The organism is Enterococcus saigonensis (assembly GCF_011397115.1).
In the GTDB taxonomy this organism is placed as follows: Bacteria; Bacillota; Bacilli; order Lactobacillales; family Enterococcaceae; genus Enterococcus_C; species Enterococcus_C saigonensis.
The window spans coordinates 2,117,021-2,135,664 of record NZ_AP022822.1 but is presented as its reverse complement, the minus strand read 5'-3'; the positions used below and the strand labels follow the sequence as shown (position 1 = coordinate 2,135,664).

Annotated in this window: 17 protein-coding genes; 8 read left to right on the top strand and 9 right to left on the bottom strand. The window is 35.6% G+C overall.

Going from position 1 to position 18,644, the window contains the following annotated elements; translation table 11 throughout:
- Positions 1-151: 151 nt before the first annotated feature.
- The 3 genes from proC to EsVE80_RS10105 are packed head-to-tail and all read right to left on the bottom strand — an operon-like array spanning position 152 to position 2,360.
- Entirely contained in the window at positions 152-934 is a 783-nt protein-coding gene (gene proC, locus EsVE80_RS10115) for a pyrroline-5-carboxylate reductase (protein ID WP_173103603.1), read from the bottom strand.
- A 33-nt stretch (positions 935-967) separates the two neighbouring features.
- Positions 968-1,726 (bottom strand): ABC transporter permease, encoded by a 759-nt coding sequence (locus tag EsVE80_RS10110; protein ID WP_173103602.1) that lies wholly within the window; start codon positions 1,724-1,726, stop codon positions 968-970.
- The gene (locus EsVE80_RS10105; protein WP_173103601.1) at positions 1,707-2,360 is read right to left on the bottom strand and encodes an ABC transporter ATP-binding protein; all 654 of its coding nucleotides are present in this window, start codon (positions 2,358-2,360) and stop codon (positions 1,707-1,709) included. Before EsVE80_RS10105 ends, EsVE80_RS10110 begins: the two co-directional genes overlap by 20 nt.
- Positions 2,361-2,599: 239 nt before the next feature.
- Between EsVE80_RS10105 and EsVE80_RS10100 the strand changes: the two genes are divergently transcribed.
- Together EsVE80_RS10100 and EsVE80_RS10095 are read left to right on the top strand one after the other, a co-directional pair.
- Entirely contained in the window at positions 2,600-3,394 is a 795-nt protein-coding gene (locus EsVE80_RS10100) for a Cof-type HAD-IIB family hydrolase (protein ID WP_173103600.1), read from the top strand.
- Positions 3,395-3,617: 223 nt separating this feature from the next.
- Positions 3,618-3,797: a hypothetical protein gene (locus EsVE80_RS10095; RefSeq protein WP_173103599.1), complete on the top strand. Its 180-nt coding sequence runs from the start codon at positions 3,618-3,620 to the stop codon at positions 3,795-3,797.
- 212 nt (positions 3,798-4,009) lie between these two features.
- Here EsVE80_RS10095 and EsVE80_RS10090 read toward each other — a convergent pair whose 3' ends face one another.
- The 3 genes from EsVE80_RS10090 to EsVE80_RS10080 all read right to left on the bottom strand — a co-directional run bounded on the left by EsVE80_RS10090 (position 4,010) and on the right by EsVE80_RS10080 (position 7,147).
- Positions 4,010-4,669 (bottom strand): hypothetical protein, encoded by a 660-nt coding sequence (locus EsVE80_RS10090; protein WP_173103598.1) that lies wholly within the window; start codon positions 4,667-4,669, stop codon positions 4,010-4,012.
- Between the two features lie 101 nt (positions 4,670-4,770).
- Positions 4,771-5,577, bottom strand: coding sequence for an alpha/beta hydrolase (locus tag EsVE80_RS10085; RefSeq protein ID WP_173103597.1), 807 nt, complete (start codon positions 5,575-5,577; stop codon positions 4,771-4,773).
- A complete protein-coding gene (locus EsVE80_RS10080) occupies positions 5,549-7,147 on the bottom strand; it encodes a PucR family transcriptional regulator (RefSeq protein WP_173103596.1) in 1,599 nt (532 codons plus the stop codon). Before EsVE80_RS10080 ends, EsVE80_RS10085 begins: the two co-directional genes overlap by 29 nt.
- Positions 7,148-7,357: 210 nt before the next feature.
- Here EsVE80_RS10080 and fdrA point away from each other — a divergent pair, with 210 nt between their 5' ends.
- From fdrA to EsVE80_RS10055, 5 genes are all read left to right on the top strand, one after another.
- Complete coding sequence (gene fdrA / locus EsVE80_RS10075; RefSeq protein ID WP_173103595.1) at positions 7,358-10,366, top strand: bifunctional FdrA/YlbE family protein; 3,009 nt, start codon at positions 7,358-7,360, stop codon at positions 10,364-10,366.
- On the top strand, positions 10,356-11,171 hold the full coding sequence (locus EsVE80_RS10070; protein ID WP_173103594.1) for a DUF2877 domain-containing protein: 816 nt from the start codon (positions 10,356-10,358) through the stop codon (positions 11,169-11,171). The genes fdrA and EsVE80_RS10070 overlap by 11 nt, the downstream gene beginning before the upstream one ends.
- A gap of 21 nt (positions 11,172-11,192) precedes the next feature.
- Positions 11,193-12,431 (top strand): MFS transporter, encoded by a 1,239-nt coding sequence (locus EsVE80_RS10065; RefSeq protein WP_173103593.1) that lies wholly within the window; start codon positions 11,193-11,195, stop codon positions 12,429-12,431.
- Between the two features lie 173 nt (positions 12,432-12,604).
- Positions 12,605-13,828: a dicarboxylate/amino acid:cation symporter gene (locus EsVE80_RS10060; RefSeq protein WP_173103592.1), complete on the top strand. Its 1,224-nt coding sequence runs from the start codon at positions 12,605-12,607 to the stop codon at positions 13,826-13,828.
- 163 nt (positions 13,829-13,991) lie between these two features.
- Positions 13,992-14,813: a protein phosphatase 2C domain-containing protein gene (locus tag EsVE80_RS10055; protein WP_173103591.1), complete on the top strand. Its 822-nt coding sequence runs from the start codon at positions 13,992-13,994 to the stop codon at positions 14,811-14,813.
- A gap of 91 nt (positions 14,814-14,904) precedes the next feature.
- Here EsVE80_RS10055 and EsVE80_RS10050 read toward each other — a convergent pair whose 3' ends face one another.
- Entirely contained in the window at positions 14,905-15,237 is a 333-nt protein-coding gene (locus tag EsVE80_RS10050; protein ID WP_173103590.1) for a hypothetical protein, read from the bottom strand.
- Between the two features lie 168 nt (positions 15,238-15,405).
- Between EsVE80_RS10050 and EsVE80_RS10045 the strand changes: the two genes are divergently transcribed.
- On the top strand, positions 15,406-16,806 hold the full coding sequence (locus tag EsVE80_RS10045; protein WP_408639860.1) for a C69 family dipeptidase: 1,401 nt from the start codon (positions 15,406-15,408) through the stop codon (positions 16,804-16,806).
- Positions 16,807-16,901: 95 nt separating this feature from the next.
- On the opposite strand, the gene EsVE80_RS10040 is transcribed toward EsVE80_RS10045, so the two are convergent.
- The gene (locus tag EsVE80_RS10040) at positions 16,902-17,261 is read right to left on the bottom strand and encodes a YxeA family protein (RefSeq protein WP_173103588.1); all 360 of its coding nucleotides are present in this window, start codon (positions 17,259-17,261) and stop codon (positions 16,902-16,904) included.
- Between the two features lie 509 nt (positions 17,262-17,770).
- Positions 17,771-18,643, bottom strand: a complete 873-nt coding sequence (locus EsVE80_RS10035; RefSeq protein ID WP_173103587.1) for a sugar ABC transporter permease — start codon at positions 18,641-18,643, stop codon at positions 17,771-17,773.
- Position 18,644 lies beyond the last annotated feature (1 nt).

The following is an 18,644-nucleotide window of genomic DNA, read 5'->3' as shown; positions in this document are numbered from 1 at the left end:
CCCATTCCTACAAAGACCTAATGGAATGGGTTCCTCTTTAAGCTGCCCGGTAGCAGCGAATAATTAATTTGCTTGATTGTGATTTTAGCACATGTAGGTTAAAAGTCAATTGGTGTTACTCAGATGAGCAAATTTTTATCAATTTCTGACACTACTCTGACATTGTGGCGTCGATAGCAGCAATTAAAGCATGGCGAAAATTATTTGCTTCTAAGGCTGCAACCCCACGAATTGTTGACCCACCTGGTGAGGTCACACCGTCTTTTAGAACTGCCGGATGTAACTTGTTTTCCAAAGCTAATGTAGCAGTTCCTTGCAGCATTTGCTCCACTAATTCATACGCTAAGTCACGCTTTAAGCCGTGAAGAACACCTGCGTCTCCTAAACTTTCAATTAACATCGCAACAAAAGCTGGTGTACACCCGGCAATAGAGCCAACAATTCCCAAATCATCTTCTGCTACTTCGTATACAGCACCGAGTGGGGACAAACTTTTCAAAATAAATTCTTTTTCTTCTGGCTGAATATTTTTCGTAAAACTAACGCCTAAAACGCCAGCCCCTACTTGCACGGGTGTGTTTGGAATACAGTGGGCAACAGGATAGTCAGCACCAACAACTGAGGTCATTTCTATCAAATTTATTCCTCCGGCGACTGAAACAATTGGTATTTTTTTGTCTAAGACTGTTTTAGGCAACGATTTTAAAATAGGTAGAACATTATTATTATTGGTTGCAATAACGAGTAAATCCATTTCAAATAAATCGTTTAAATTAGTTAAAAGCTGGAAACCCAATTCTTTTTGTAAATTTGCGGCTGTCTGACTATGGCCACCTTTAACATAAATTTCTGAAGCAGATATACGGTTGCTGTGAAGCATGCCTTTGATTAGGGCACTACCAATTTGACCAGCACCAAAAAATGCAATTTTCATTTCGTTTCCTCCTTGTCTTTTTTTCTCAAAGTTTTAGCGAAGTTGCAAATCATGATTGAAGAAATTTTTATATGCTTTGTAGCTTGCAATAATTGCACCTAAACTAGTGGTGGAAAGTAACATAAAAGTTACCATAATTTGATATTTGATGGCATGGACAGGATCTACGCCAGCAAATATCAAGCCAGACATCATTCCTGGTAAACTAACTAAACCCACAGTTTTGGCAGAATCGATAGTTGGTTGCATCGCAGTTTTGATACTTTCTTGTAAAATAGGTAAAGCAGCTAACTTTACAGATGAACCAAGTGCTAATTTTTCTAAAACTTGCTGTCTTTGATCGTGAAACTTGGCAAATAAATTGCGATAGCATAAACCAATAGCAATCATAGCGTTACTTGCTATCATACCGCTAATTGGAATAATTTGCGAAGGAATGAATTTAATTGCACCGGCTGCCATTAAGACGCCCATGGTCAGATAGGTGCTGATAAAAATGGCGATGAATGAGTCTAGATAATGCTTGTGGGGACTTGGATTGCGTTTATGGGCATTCCAAGCCGCGTTTAAAACAATAAAAAAACTCATACAACTTGTTAACCAGAAATTATTAACTTGAAACAAATATTTTAGCAGGTAACCAACGATAAAGAGTTGAATAACGGCTCGTAAAATACTATAAAAAATATCTCGATTTAAGCCCAGTTTTTCCTTATAACTAATTGCCACAGCAACTAAAACCAAAATAAATGCTAAAACTAAAGATTGATTATTAACGGCTAATTGGTTCATTAATAAGTGTCCCCTTCTCTAGCCACATTGTTCTAGTAGCTTTTTTGATTTCCTCTGCATCATGAGTGACTTGAATAATTGCGACATTTTCTTTTTGGATAGTGGTAATCAAATCATGAACAATATTTTTACTTTTTTCATCTAAGCCTGCTGTTACTTCATCCAACAGTAATATATCTGGTAAAAACATAAGATTGCGAATTAAAGCGATACGCTGTTTTTCTCCACCGGAAAGAGCGACGATTTTTTTTAAAAGATAGTCGCGAGGTAAGTCTACAAGTTGTAATAAACTTTCTGCTCGCTGCTTATCAAAATTTTGATTACGTAGGGTGTAAGGAAAGATTAGATTATCATAAACTGTTTCACCAAAAAGACTAGGTTGTTGGAAGCAATAAGAAACTTGCTGACGGTAGGTGGTTATTTCATAATCGGTCTGTTTTTTGTCTTTAAAATAAATTTCCCCTGCTGTAGGTGTGAGTAAAGTAGCAATTAATTTAAGTAGCGTACTTTTGCCACCCCCTGAAGGTCCAGTTAAGGTTAAAAACTCTCCTTTTGATAATGAAAAGCTAACGTGGTCGATAATTTTTTGTCCCGTTGCCAGATATTGCACATCAGCTAGACGTAATAGTGACATAAGATTCTCCTTTTATATTTATCATATTCCATTCCTTATTTTAAATGAGATACAAAAGAAACTCTAATTAAGGAGCTTAAATGAAAAAAGCTATCAATAAAGTGAAAATCTTCAAACGCATAAGGAGTGTTGAAAGATTTTAGTAAACCAAATTTTTAGAAGTATAAACTTAGGCAGAATTTTTAGTATGAGTTCGTTATAATAAAATAAAAAGTTATCTTAAAGGAGAGGACAGTAAAATGGTAGCGGTCAAAGTAGTGATGAGCGATGTGGATGGAACAATTTTAAATTCTCATCATCAAATTAGCGACAGATTGAAAGCAGTTGTCAAAAAGTTGACAAAAAGAGATATCCCTTTTGTTTTGGCATCTGCACGTTCACCAGAAGGAATGAAACAAATTGGTGAAGAATTAGAAATTAGCGATGCACCGCTAGTTGCATTTAACGGGGCTCTGGTGTTACAGGATCATGCGGTTATTTTTAGTCAGCCGCTTGCAAAAAGAGATGTTAGGACGATACTCACACAGATAAACCGCCACTTTCCTACAATTGCGATTAATCTTTATAGTGAAAATAAATGGTATGTAGATAAAATGGATGATTACGTAAAACTAGAAAGTGAAATTACGAAAATAACGCCGCAAATTGTCGATTTAGTACAATTACCAGTAAAGCTGCCGGTTCATAAATTACTTTTAATTGGTGATGAAGCGGAAATTGTTGCTGTGAAAAAATTTTTAGAGCCACAAATGAGTACTAGTGCACTTTATTTATCTAAAGAAAATTACTTAGAAGTGACACATCAGACGGTTTCAAAAGCTGTGGCGTTAAGTGCTATTTCCAATTATTATCAGATAACTACTACTGAAATTATGGCTTTTGGTGATAACTACAATGATAGTTCCATGCTACAAGTAGCCGGAATTGGCATTGCAATGGGCAATGCTCCTCATGAAGTAAAAAAGGCGGCAGATAAGATTACAAAAACAAATGATGAAGATGGTGTAGCGGATGTACTTGCGGAGCTTTTATGATTTGCAATAAAAAGCGACATTGTCAAAGTATAAGGAAGAGAGTTTTCTTTGAAATTGGAAGAATAAAAGAGGAATGTAACTGGTGGGTACGCTTACTTAAAATAAATAATTAATTGCTGGATTGTTACCGGAATGTAAAAATTGTTTGAACAATCAGTGAAGTTTGTTTACAAGTGTTATTTTACATGGTATAACCTTTCAAAAGAGAGTTTGAGGTGTTTCCATGAAAAAAGAAGAAGTATGTATCAATGCGATTTATGAAGCAGATGTGATTGGTTATGAGGAAACAAAGACAGTGAAAGTGATTAGTATTTTAGAACGTACGGCAACAGTCGAAGTTTTAGATTGCGGGCTTGTAGCATTAGCAAAAATTGCGACAATGCAAGAAAAAATAACTGTCTAAAAAGATTTTACGAATTTAAAAACTATGTTGAAATTTTCTCTTTAAAAATGTTGATTTTTACGTCTTATAGACAAAGAAAAGGCCACCTTCTGCATGCATTATATTTTGGTTACGTGAGCATAATCATCTCTAAAAAAATACTCAAAAGTTTGATTTCCACGGTGTTAACGTGGTATTCATCCTTTTGAGTATTTTTTTGTTCCAGATAAAATTTATTTGTTTTTGGGAACCACTGTGATGCGGTAATTATCAAAGTAGCTAGCGTCACCTTTACACTGACTAAAAGCAAAAACGCCCATAATGATAGCCCCAATTGTATTGGTTAATAAATCTCCCATCGTGTCCATTAAAGCAGCGCGTCCAACTAAATCGACTCCGCCGGCTTGATAACGTTGCAAATTCATATCGCCTATTGTGTCGCAAAGAAATTCCCAAAATTCCCAGAAAACACCCGAAACACCAGCAAAAGCAAAACCAAAAAGTAAAAATAACCATGGGGAAACATCCTTACTTTGGGCCTTGTTTAGTGCAATGGCAGCAATTCCATAGCCTAATGCTGTTAGAACCATTGGGCTAATGCTATGGAGTAGTTTGTCCCACCAACTGATATAAGCAATTAGGTGCAAGCAGGTTCCAAGAAAAACTGAAATTAATAAAAAGAACCAATAGAAGATAATAATCATATCTGGAATTTCAATGCGTAAAAATTTGCGACATAATTGTGGTAAATAAATTAAAACAATACCAGCAATACATTCCACAAAGACTACAGGGGAATCTGTACGGGCTTTTGTCACCAGTTCAAAAAAATTAAACGCTAAGACAAAAAGACCAAAAGTTAGTAATCCCAGTTGGATTTTTTTTGTATTCATAATAGACCTCCGACAAAAGTGTCAACAGTAACTGTTGCAATAAGTGCTAAGTTCAGTATACCAAAGATACGAAGATTACTACATTCAGAGCCTTCTGAACCTTACTTAAGCCAATCTTTTAATTGGTGTAAAACATCTGTTACAGCCTCGTTTTTTTCTTTTAAAAAATCGTGTGGTAGGTAGTAAACGGGAACAAATTTGCTGTCAAATCTTTTTTTACCGAGGGTTTTACTGTAACTAAAAGGTACTTCATTGTCGCTAGTGCTGGCGGTACTGAAAATTGGAGGTAATGCAGCTAAATCTTCTTGTGTCAGTGCAAATAAATTTTGATTAAATTTAGTAATCCCATAATACTGCCTTAACAGATTATGAGAGACGCCATATAAATAAAGTAAATAACGATTCATAAAAGGATCATCAAAAATCGGCGTCGTTTGATCAATTTCTTGAAGCATATCGGCAGTAATTTTTTCACTGCCTAATTTATAAGAAGAATCCAAGAAGGCTAAATCATAGTAGCCATAAAAATTTATTAACTGTTGTGGTAATGAACGCTTTTCTTTTTGCAAAAAGTTAGTCAAAAGTAACATTAAGTAGCTTCCTGCAGAACGGCCACAAAAACTAAAAGGTGCACCTTGAATAATCGTTTCTTCTAATTCTTGCCACGTTTGTTTTAATTGCGTGAAAATTTCCGATAATGAACTATTAGGTGCCAAAAGGTAGTCAATACTGATAGTGGTGTACCCACGTTCCAAAAAGATACGTGTCAAATTTTCTGGCAAATCAGTTTTACTGCCGTAAATAAGACCGCCACCGTGAAAATAAAGAATATAACGGGGAGCCATTTTTGTTAAAGGTATAGAAAGTATCGCTTCGCTATTATTTGTTAAGGTAATTTGTTTTTTCAATTTTTTTCCTCCTTAATTTTAAATGCAATAAATAAGTAGCAATTTCAATGTTCATCGTTTGTACAGAATTATTTAAGTCTAAAGACAGTAACTCTTGAATGCGATCGATGCGATAACGAATCGTTTTTGCATGTAAAAATAATACTTCTGAGGTTTGTTTATAGTTGCGATTCGTTTTGAAAAAAGTAAATAAAGTATGAAATAACTCGGGTTGTTGCAGTTGTAAGTTAATGAGTTCAGGGGAAATTAGATTCGTAACTTCTGCAAGTTTTTCTTCTGAAATAAAATAGCGAAAAATACCTAAATCTTGAATATCTACAACATTCGCGATGAGGTATTCTTGGTTAAAACGTAGTGTATCTAAGCAGTCAATTAAAATCTCTTTGATTGTCTCCATTGGTTTAATGGGACTTGTAGCAATTACCAACTGACAATTTTGACGTAAGGAGTCCACTAGTTGTCGACGAATTTCTTCTTTTGTTAGACGCCGTTGTTCATCTTTTAAATTGTATAAAACGAGCGAATAATTATGATGTTCAAAAAATAAAGTGTGAGTTCGTAGACCACGTAGTTTATTTCTTAGGGTTCGTTTTTCTTCTGCCGACAAATCTTTTGTGGCAAAGGCCACCCCTTGATAATAAGGATAGTAATTCAATTTCGCTTCTTTTAATAAGCTTTTTACTTCATCTAAATTACTAGGAGTATTTTGTAAAATTGCATCTGCTAAATTATTTAAACGAGTATAACGGTCTTTTTTAATCAGAAAGTCCATTTGTAATTTTTCTTGAATGACATCGATTAAGTTTTCGATGATCATCAAATCTGTTTCTTTTAGCCCAGTCTCTCCTTCGTGAACTAAAAGTGTACATTCACTGCTGAAATTATTTGCAATATTTGTTTCAAGCGCAAAATATTCTTTACTTTCACTATGGGAAAACAAGGTGAGTAGCTCATAGTGATTTTTACTAAATTCACCAATGGGCATTTTGACGCGTTTTGTGACCACCAGTTCATGTGGAAGCACTCCAAATCGCAATGTTAATTTTTGTTCCGGCAGCAGTAAAAGACAATCTTTTTGAATCATGTGGTAAAACTCCGTCATGATTTGTTCATACGAAGAAAAGTTTCGCGTCAATCGATTAAAACGTTGACGGACTTCGTAATAAGTCTTTAAAACATGCGATTGATGATTCAAAATGGGCTGATAAATTGCTAGAACAATTTGTTCATACGTAACATCTTTTTTTACTTTAATTAAAGGGAGTTGGTATTTACCACAAAAAGATAAAAGCCATTCCGGCACGCGACTAATTAGACGTTCCACTTTGACCACCAGACCACTAACACCAATTCCACGCATTTTTTGAAAAAAGTCTTCAATTTCTTTTAGTTCCATGTTTTCAAAGGCATAAAGCGAGGTTAGAATTAGCTGATTTTTTCGGCTCCATTTTTCAATATCCAGTGCTTCTAAGATCATCACCGATTCAATTTCATTTTCCAAACCAATTTCTCCCGTTAATAATTGACTGTTTTGAAATATTTCTAATCGCAATAATTCGTATATTCTCATTTTATTCTCCTTTTTTACGCTTTTGGATAAAAAATATGTGATTTTTTTGGAATATTATCAAGTGTAAACGCAATCAATAAAAAATACAATAAGAGTGTAAAGAAAATTAGTCATAAATAAAAATTGGTTTTGACGTCAGCTGATTTAACTTGACTGGTTTTAAAAACAGGACTTTTCAAGAAACGTTGGTGCAAAATAAGGAGGAAGATTATGTTACAAACGGTGATTTTGAAAAATAATTATCAAGATTCAATTAATCTCATGTTATTAACTAATAAAATTAACGATTTAGCGAATGTTACCATGAGTCAAATTATGATGGGAACAGATGCAAATAAAGATATTTTGCAAAATACTAATTTATTAACACCACAAGCACAAAACGCTTCACCAAATGACTTAATGATAGTAGTCGACAGTCAAGACGAAAAAATTATGACAGAGGTGTTACCAGTTGTACATGCTTTTTTAGATGATTTATCCACTAAAAGTGAGACGACTGAAAATAAGCCAGCCACCTCTTGGAAAGAAGCTTTAGTACAATTGCCAGATGCTAATATGGCACTTTTTAGTATTCCTGGTGAATACGGTGCACCTGAAATGGAAAAGGCATTAAAAGAAGGTCTTCATGTCTTTTCATTTACTGATAATGTTTCTTTAGAAGATGAAGTTCGTTTAAAAAAATTAGCCCACGAAAAAGGTTTACTTATGATGGGACCTGATTGTGGTACAGGAATTATTTCAAGTATACCCATTGCTTTTACAAACGTTGTTTCCCCGGGAAATATCGGTATTGTGGGGGCATCTGGTACGGGCATCCAAGAAGTTGCAACTATTATTGATCGACTAGGAAATGGTGTAGTACATGCCATTGGAACTGGTGGTCGGGATTTAAGCGATGGAGTTGGCGCAACTACGGTAAAAGATGCCATCGTGGCTTTAGAAAATCACGAACCTACCGATGTGATTTGTGTAATCTCTAAGCCACCTGCAAAAGCCGTCCGTGATGAAGTAGTACAATTGTTACAAAGTGTATCCAAACCAGTCGTAGCAATTTTCTTAGGAGAAAAACCAAGCGCTCATGAGGGTAAAGTTTATTTAGCCCATACATTAGAAGAGACAGCGAAAATTGCGATTGATTTAGCTAACGAAAAACCAATTCAAAAAAATTACTTTGAAGCCTTGGCAAAACCAGATGTACCGGTCTTATCTGCTGATAAAGTGGTGAAAGGTCTGTACTCTGGTGGGACACTGGCGGCAGAGGCCGGTATGATGATTTCAGAAGCCTTAGGTTTAGAAGGCTTAATAAAGCAAGCCGGCTATATTTTAAAATCCAATGGGTACGATGTGATTGACTTAGGGGATGATATTTATACGCAGGGAAAACCGCATCCGATGATTGATCCTGAAGTACGAATTCAAAAAATTCATGAATATGGTGCGCAAAAAGAAACTGGAATTATTTTATTTGATGTCGTTTTAGGCTATGGGGCTCATGAAGATATGGCAGGTGCATTGTTGCCGGCAATAAAAGAAGAGTTAGCAAAAGCGCAAGCTGAAGGGCGCACGCTTTATTTCGTTGCAACAGTAGTGGGTACTAGAAAAGACCCACAAAATTATGATGAAACCGTGAAACGGTTAGAAGAAGCTGGTATTTATGTCGCCGAAAGTAATGCCAAAGCTGTACAATTGGCGTTGCTATTAAAAGGCATTTCAATTTCTGAAGTAGATAAAGAAGTCACATCTTATGTAGGTGAAAAAGTTACAATTCCACAAGCCAGTCAAGCGGTAATAGAGTTGCTGAACACGAAGCCACGAATTATTAATGTGGGACTTCAAAGTTTCAATGATTCAATTGCAGACTATGGCGGGAAATCAGTTCAATTTAATTGGCGTCCACGCGCAAGTGGAAATAAAAAAATGATTAAGATTTTAAGTGCATTAGAAGATCATGCAGTAGAAATACAGGCTGAAAATGACAAAGTAATTGAAAAAATTAAAAATTCACAACCATTCTTAGTGGATGTACTGCCAGCAAAAGAAGTTATTGAGGAATTAAATGAAACGCCAAAAACCTTGTTACATGCTGGACCGCCAATTACTTATGAACAGATGACTGGACCGATGAAAGGATCTTGTGTTGGTGCGGCCTTATTTGAAGGTTGGGCCAAAAATGAAACACAGGCAAAACAGATGTTAGAAAATGGCGAAGTTCGATTCATCCCATGTCATCATGTTCACGCAGTGGGCCCGATGGGGGGGATTACTTCTGCCAACATGCCAGTGGTCGTTGTTGAAAATCGCTTAGATGGGACAAAAGCGTATTGTACGATGAATGAAGGTATCGGAAAAGTGTTGCGGTTTGGCGCTTACTCACAAGAAGTAGTTGATCGCTTACTTTGGATGAAAGATGTTTTGGCACCAACAATTGCTAAGGCTTTAAAACAAACCCAAGAAGGAATTAACCTAAACGTTTTAATTGCGCGTTCCATCACAATGGGGGATGAATTTCATCAACGAAATATTGCAGCATCTGCCAATTTTCTAAAAGAAGTAGCACCGTTAATTGTCAAATTACAAATGAATGAAAAAGAAAAATATGATGTTATCAAATTTTTAGCCGATACAGATCAATTTTTCCTGAATATCATGATGGCTACAGGAAAAGCAATCGTGGATACTGCCCGTAAAGATACTAAAGGAACCATTGTCACAACCATGACACGAAATGGTGTTGATTTTGGTATTCGAATTGCTCAAACCGGTGATGCTTGGTACACAGCGCCAGTGAATACGCCAAAAGGATTATACTTCACAGGCTTTACAGAAGATGATGGTAACCCCGATATCGGCGATAGCGCCATTACTGAAACAGTTGGTGTTGGTGCGATGGCAATGGTGGCTGCACCAGGTGTTACCCGATTTGTTGGCGCCGGTGGTTTCCAAGATGCTTTGGATATTTCTGATGAAATGGAACAAATTTGTCAAACTCATAATCCAACTTGGACCATTCCAACCTGGGACTTTAAAGGGACTTGTTTGGGAATTGATATTCGCAAAGTTGTTGAAACGGGAATTACGCCGATTATTAATACCGGTATTGCGCATAAAAAAGCCGGGGTTGGACAAGTGGGTGCCGGCACAGTTAGAGCGCCTCTAGGTTGTTTTGAAAAAGCTTTAGAGGCTTATGCAAAAGTGTGGGATATTCATGTTGACTAAAATTGTTATTAGTGACTATCTTTTGCCTTTGAAAAAATTTGGCGTAATTGGTTCGGTGCATAGCGTTTTTGAACATTCTTTTAATCTCAAAGTTGGGGAAGAATTAATTAATGTGGCCAACTATTACGAATATCTCTCATGCTTTGGTTTGTTTGTTCCAACGGAAATGTTTGCGGCATTAAAACCTTATGTCAAACAAGGAGATCGCATCAAAATAACTAATGACCGCATTGTTTTTTATAATCAAATGCAAGTTAAAACCTTACCTCTTATAGATTACACAAGTGTTTCTTTAAAAGTGTCTGCTACGCATCTGGAAAAAGAGCCGCTGCAATTTTTGCAGCAGCTCTTAGTGGCAGCCGACTTAGAAGAAAAAATTGGCATCAATAAAGATATGGAATTTACCGCAGTTAAAAAGCAATTATTAAAACCACAACAAGCAAATTGGGCGAGGGTAACTAAATTTCTAGTTGGGCGTGGGCAGGGGCTAACGCCAAGTGGAGATGATATCTTAGTTGCCTATACATTTGTTGCCGGCGCCTTTAAAAAAGATTACGCCACTGGTCTAGTATCAGAATTGGCCAAACAAAAAGGACGCACGACAGATATTAGTTTTGCTTATATTAAGAGTTGTGAGAAAGGTTACGTTAACTCGTTGATTTATCAATTGTATCAAGACTTAAAAAAAAATCGCAAAGAAAATTTAGCTCAAGATATTCAAAATATTATGGCAATTGGACACACCTCAGGAAAAGATATGTGCTATGGCATTTATCTGGGAATCTCCGCAATTTTGAATACTTAAATTTAGAAAAGGAGCAAAACTATGGACTCTTCTAAACAAGCAGTAAAAGTAAGTAATAATTATTGGATTAAAGTTGTTGCCTTATTTTTTGTTGGCTGGATCTTAATGTATGCTACACGAACAATTTTTAATCCAATTATGGGAATCATTGGTGAAAATTTTGGTCTAAGTAATACTCAACTAGGTTTAGCCAATTCTATTTTCTTTTTAACATATGCGATTGCGCAAGTACCATTTGGTGTTATTGGCGATAAAATTGGACGTAAATTAGTGATTACGATTGGCTTTGTAATTATGGGTGTCATGACGTATTTTAGCGGTCTAGCAACGACGTTTGTCATGTTTTTACTTATTCGTGCAATGGCTGGTATTGGTCAAGGTGCTTATTATGGTCCACAGTATGCTTTATCAACAGAATCTATTCCTAAAAATAAATTAACATTGGGCACTGCTATTATTAATAGTGGGATGGCATTTGGTACTTCAGGTGGGTATTTACTTTCAAGTAAATTGGTTTTGGAAAATGGGGAACATTGGAGTAAGCCTTTCTTCATTATGGCAATACCAACAATTATTGTTGCCATTTTATTTTACACATTATTAAAAGAGAAGGTTATTCGTCCAGAAGATGAAGCAAAAGTTGTGGAAGTAAACGCTACTGAAAATAAAGTTTCTTTTAAATCAATTATTTCGAACAAAAATTTACTGGCTGCATTCATTTTATGTTTTACGAGTATTTATGCCAATTTTGTTATTATTACCTGGTTGCCATCTTTTCTAATTGCTGAACGAGGTTTCGCGGGTACGAGTGTTGGTTTTATTTCTTCATTAGTTCCGTGGGCATCTATTCCGGGAGCGTTGATTTTTGCGCGCTTTGCTGATAAATCTGGCAGTACTAAAAAATTAGTATATTTATTGGTACCATTAGCCATTTTGTCTGTTTTTTCCATTGCGTTTGTAACCAATCGGATGCTACTAATTGCTGTACTTATTTTATACGGATTGACCGGTAAATTAGCTCTTGATCCAATCGTTGTAGCCTATGTAACAAAAAATGCGCCGAAAGGTTCATTATCGACAACATTAAGTGCGTATAACTTTATTGGAATGTCTGGTTCCATTTTAGCACCTTATATCACAGGTTTTTTAGCAGACACAGTTGGTTCTATGAAAATTGGCTTTTATCTTGCTTGTATTTTACAAGTGCTTGGCTTACTTGTTTTCGCAGTTTTAGCAAAAGACACGAAAGAAAAAGTATAGTTTTTTTTATAGCTGTAGTCTGGGGAATTTACGATAAGCTTATTATATAAAAAAGTTGTCAAACTATTTCAGCTACCACAGCTAGTTCTTCAATCGCAACGCTATCTGCCTCATGTTAGAAGATTGAAACCAAAGATGGCAAGCGATCATTACACATAATCGAGGTGAGGAAAATGACAAAAAAATTCTCCATGATCACCCAAATATTGATGGCTGTCATTTTAGGTTTGGTATTTGGCTTATTTGTACCAGAAGGAGCTCATTACTTAAAGATTATTGGGGATATATTCTTAAAGTTGATGCAAATGGCAATACCAGTTTTGGTTTTAGGACAAATTATTCAAGCAGTTGGCAGTATTAAGCCCAAAGAGTTAACGAGTTTAGGCATTCGTACGATTGTAGTTTTTAGTGTTTCGTCACTTCTAGCAGCCTGTTGGGGTATTTTCATGGCAGTTTTATTTAACCCGGGTCAAGGGGTTCATATGTCTACCTCCTTGAACCAAGGAATTAAACCGCAAGAGATTTCTTTAAATCAAACAATTAGTGATTTTTTCTCGAAAAATATTTTTACTTCTCTTGCAGAAGGTTCGATTATTCAAATTATTGTATTTGCCCTTTTTTTTGGCTTAGCTCTCAGTAAATTTATGCAAAAAAAGCCAACATCCTTTTTATTTCAAATTATTGTAGATTTTAATGAAGTCATTATTAATATTATTTATTATGTGATGATTTTTGCTCCAATTGGGATTTTTGCACTAATTGCTTCTACAATTAGTGAGTTGGGTATCAAGATTGTCTTACCACTAATGAAGTATTTGCTAGTTTACGGCTTAAGTACATTGCTGTTTTTAAGCTTATGGGCAATTGTAATTGCTCTTTATGGCAAGTTAAATCCTTGGCGATTGATTTTAAATATGAAAAATATGTCGATTATGGCGTTAGCCACCACTTCTTCTGCGATTACATTACCTATTGCAATGGAAGAATCCCGTCATAAATTAGGATTAAGTGACCGCATTACCAATTTAGTTTTACCGCTAGGGATGTCCCTTAACAGTAATGGCTCAGCCATGCACATGGCAATTACGGTTATGACAATTGCGCAAATGTATCAAGTAGATTTTTCAATTGAGAAGATGTTCTACCTAGCGATAACAGCAACTTTTGTTTCTTTAGCCAATGCGGTGGTGCCAGGAGCAGGTCTTGTTTCGCTGGCGATTATTGTACCACAAATGGGTTTACCAATTGAAAGTATTGCAATATTTGCTGGTGTAGAGTGGTTTGTCGGAATGCTTCGAACGATTTTAAATGTAAATTCAGATGTTTATTCGGCTATTGTAGTAGCTAAATCTGTTAATGAAATTGATTATAGTGTTTTCAATCAAACAAAAAAATAAGTTAAGTTGTCTGTCTGTATAAGGATAGACAGCTTTTTTTATATACAGGGATAAACATAATGTCTGAAGCATTTTTAGATCACTGATTTTTTAATCTGCGTATGATACTATAGAAAAATACGTAAAGTAGTTTTTTACTACCATATTGAAGGGAAGAAAAGAAATGACTGTTTTCTTTTATACGGACCGTGGCAACCAACAAAATGAAGACTTTGTCTATGGCAATGATACATTTGGCTTTATTTTAGATGGGGCTAGTGGATTAGGAGCTAATTATTTAGCTGGCATGAGCGATGCACAAGTTTTTAGTCATTTTATTGGCAGTCAACTGGTAACGCTTTTAGCCAATGACAAAATGGCGACAAGTCGTGCTTTGATGCAAGCTGTCACCAGCTTTGCACAAAAATATCGTCAAGAATTAGGAAAATTAACTCCTGATTTGTGGCCGAGTGCTACGTTTAGTTGTTATCGTAAAATTGGTACGGAAATGGAGTTTAGTTGGTTGGGGGATTCACCAATCACCGCATTTTTAAGCCAACAAATGCGTACTTTTTATGATCGAACTGTTCCACAAAATGACCAACGCATTGTTTCAACTTTTCATCAACTTTTAAAAAAAGGAGAAACAATGGAAGCTGCAAAATTGGCTGTTAGAAAAGAATTAGTAAAGAACCGGCAAACAAAAAATACACCAGACGGGTATGCAATTTTAGATCCGTCACCTATTGGTATTGCTCGCCTGTCACAAAAAAGAGTACTTGAAAACCAAGTGGAAAAAATTGTTATAACTAGTGATGGCTTTTACCGTTTAGTAGATACCTTTAATGAATATACTCCCCATCAATTAGGCCAATTTAAAGATTATGGAACTTTGGTGTCAGCCTGCGATCATCTTCGCAAATTAGAAGTTGAAGATGCGCAGCTATTAACTTATCCACGTTTTAAACAAAGTGACGACGCAAGTATTCTTGTTTGGCAAAAATAAAAAGACAGGCCACCTTTAACCAATAGGTATAAGCGTGGTCTGTCTTTTTATATGCATGAGATTATAGGGAAATAACTGCTTAAACTTTAAATTAGGCATTATTTACAATTCTTTTAATGTGATCGTCTAAACTACGAATGACATTGGCAGGATTGGTTTTAAAATCTTCACTAAATCTGTCGCCACTTGGTGTGACAGTACCAACTTCTTTATTCATTATATCGAAGATAATCAAAGATTTATCTTCTTTTAACCATTTTACTTTCCAATAGGGTCCTTCTAATGCGCCATTTAAGATATCTTGCGCGTTGTCTAAAACGGCCTGCAAAATAATGGCCTGTTGCGTAGTTACAATCCCCCGATTTTTTTCATCGGCTAATTTTTCGGTTACTTCTGACATATTCGTGGGTACAAGTAGTGACATGAAAATTCCTCCTTTTTGTTCATTATAGCTTTTTTTAGAAAATGCGGGTAAAAATTACCTTTTCCTCTTTTCAAGGCTTTTATTTCACAAAAATAAAGAGAAGGTCTACACTTTAGTTAACAAATAAGTTACGCGCCCAATCAATTAATTAATGGAAGGATGAAAAAAATGAATAATCATAGTCAATGTACGACAATTTTAGTAGGGAAAAAGGCTTCAATTGATGGTTCTACCATGATTGCTCGAAATGAAGATGGAGAAGCGCCCTTAAATCCTAAGAACTTTATTGTGGTAAAACCAGAAGAACAAGTAAGGGATTATAAAGCAGTTATTAGTGGCGTTGAAATAAAATTGCCTGATAATCCACTGCGTTACACAGCAACGCCTGATGTCTCTTCGAAAATTGGAATTTGGGGAGAATCCGGCATTAACAGTGCAAATGTGGCCATGTCTGCCACTGAAACAATCACGAGCAATTCCCGGATTTTAGGTGTTGATCCTTATGTGACAGGCGGAATTGGCGAAGAAGATATGCTTAGCATTGTATTACCATATATAAAGAGTGCCAAAGAAGGTGTAATTCGTTTGGGAGCATTATTAGAAGAATTTGGAACGTATGAACCAAATGGTATTGCTTTTTCTGATAACGACGAAATTTGGTGGTTGGAAACAATTGGTGGACATCACTGGGCAGCTGTGCGCATTCCAGATGATGCTTATGTGGTCGCACCTAATCGAATGAATATTACCGACTTTGATTTTGATTCACCAGATACTTTATGCTCTAAAGATTTAAAAGAATTGATTCATACTTATCATTTAAATCCAGATTACACAAATTATAATTTACGTCATATTTTTGGTAGTGCAACGGTAAAAGATAATCAATACAATAATCCCCGAGCTTGGTATGTCCAACGCTTTTTCACACCAGAAGTGGAACAATCACCATTCAATCAAGACTTACCTTTTATTTGCAAAGCCAATCGATTAATTAGTGTAGAAGATGTCAAATGGGCATTAAGCTCTCATTATGAAGAAACAATTTACGATTGTTATGGAGATGGTACAGAAGCTCAAAAACGCCAATTGCGTCCCATTGGTATTAACCGTAATCAAGAAGTACACATTTTACAATTACGCAATAACGTACCCAAAGAAATTGCCGGCATCCATTGGCTAGCTTTTGGTCCAAACACTTTTAATACGGTTGTGCCTTTTTATACCAATGTAGTAGATACGCCAGCTTTTTATAAAGAAGTAAAAGAAGAATTTGGTTTGGATAATATGTATTGGCTAAGTGGATTAATCGCAGTGCTAGGGGATACAAATTATAAATTGTATTCAGACGTGCGGGATGATTACGTTCAAGACAGCGTGGCAGCTTTTCGGCATATCCAACATCGTGCCGATCAAAATGTAGTAAACGAGGCGGATATTTCAAATTATCTTGCTTCGATAAATGAAGAATATGCGAAGATTGCTAAGGATTTAACAATAAAGTTATTGGGCCAGATGGTTATGCTAGGAGCGCCTCAAATGAAATTGCGCTTTAATCTAGGCGACTGATAATTTATTTTATGGTCTAGTTTTAATAATATAAAAGAGCCTGAGGTAGACGTTTCACTCCTCAGACTCTTTTTGTATTTTAGTAGAAAATTTGTTTAATTTAGCTTTGTTAAGGCTTTTTGAGGGACATCTTTTTCAGCAACTTCTTCCCATTGGGTTACGTCTTCTTTTTTTGAATTATAAGTGACCTTCAAGTAAGCATTTTTTCGCAGTGGACGTTCCTTATTCGCTCTAAAGCTTAATTCCTTGTTCTTGCCATTTTTATCATAACCTGTCAATTGATATTCATAATCTAGAAATTCTTGACCATTGTCATCTTTTAAAGTAACTTGCTTTCCATCAGTCGTAACCTGAACATAATAAGCATCGCCACCCATTTCTGTAGTTTCAATAAATTTAAACAATCCAAAAGCCGCAGCAATAACTACTACGAAACCGATTAATAGTTTTTTCATGTGTTTCACCATCCAGTTTCTTATATACTTCCATCTTAAACTTTTTTTGGAAAAGTACCATAGCTTTTGCTTGCGAAGGACTTACAGTTTTGCAATAAGATAAAAAAAGCCTTTTAAAAGGCTTTTTTTATCTTATTGCAAAAGTTCACATATGTATCTCGGCTAAAGGTGTCGTCAAGTCGTGCAGCAGAAACTTGGGGAAAACAGTTTCCACCGATTAAAAAAGGTTATTGGGGAATAATCTTGTTCTAATATTTATTTTAAACAGTTTTGCTTAAAATGCATCAATGATTATTCTAATTAGAAAAATTATGTCATTTAAGTTTATCGTTTTCTTTGTTCAAAAGGCGGTACTATCATCTTTTATTGCTAAGTTTTGATTTATTTCTTTTTTTTTGAAATTGAGGAATTTTTTGATAAAAAAGTTATAAAAAATTCCTGCTATGAAGTGCGTTCATGAAAACAAACTTTATAGCAGGAGCTTTTATAAATTTATTTTGGACAATCGACTAACCTTTGACAGAGCCAGAGGTAATTCCTTCTACATAATATTTTTGCATAAAGATAAATAAAATTGTAATTGGAATTGCAATCAGTACACAGCCGGCTGTAAAGGACATAAATAAGGAATTGGCGGTGGTTTTGTTCATCATAGAGAAAAGACCAATGGCAACAGTATAGTTTTTAACATCATCGCCCATGATGATTTTTGCAAAGATAAAGTCCATCCACGGCGCCATAAAAGCCATTAAAGCAGTGTAGACGATAATTGGTTTTGAAAGGGGTAAAGTAATTTGAGTGAAAATCTGCCATTTATTTGCGCCATCAATCATTGCCGATTCATCTAACGCCATTGGAATGGTATCAAAGAATCCTTTGGCGATATAAAAACCTAGTGCTGCCCCAGAAGAATAAATCAAAATTAAAGCGACTAAACTTTGGGTCAAATCCATTGCTTTTAAAATATAGTAGACTGCAATCATGCTCATGAATCCTGGAAACATGTTCAAAACCAAAGCTACTTTTAAAAATGGTTTCCGTAATTTAAAACGTAATCGCGATAACGCGTATGCCATAGCAATCGTGATGAAAGTAGAAAGTAGACAACTGATAACGGCGACAAAAAGTGTATTTAAAAACCAGCGGATAAACGGATAATTCCCCGATGCATCTGTTAATAGGGTTGCGTAATTATCTATAGTAAATTCTTTGGGAATAATATAAGGAACAAAAGCGCCCCCTTCCAAACGAAAACTTGTAAGAACAATCCAAAAAATAGGGAAAAGCCAAAAGACCGCCATAATTGTTAAAATGGCGTATATTAACGTGCGAGAGGCTCTTTGTTTTTTATGATAACTTTTGCTATTTTGTTGTACCGCCATT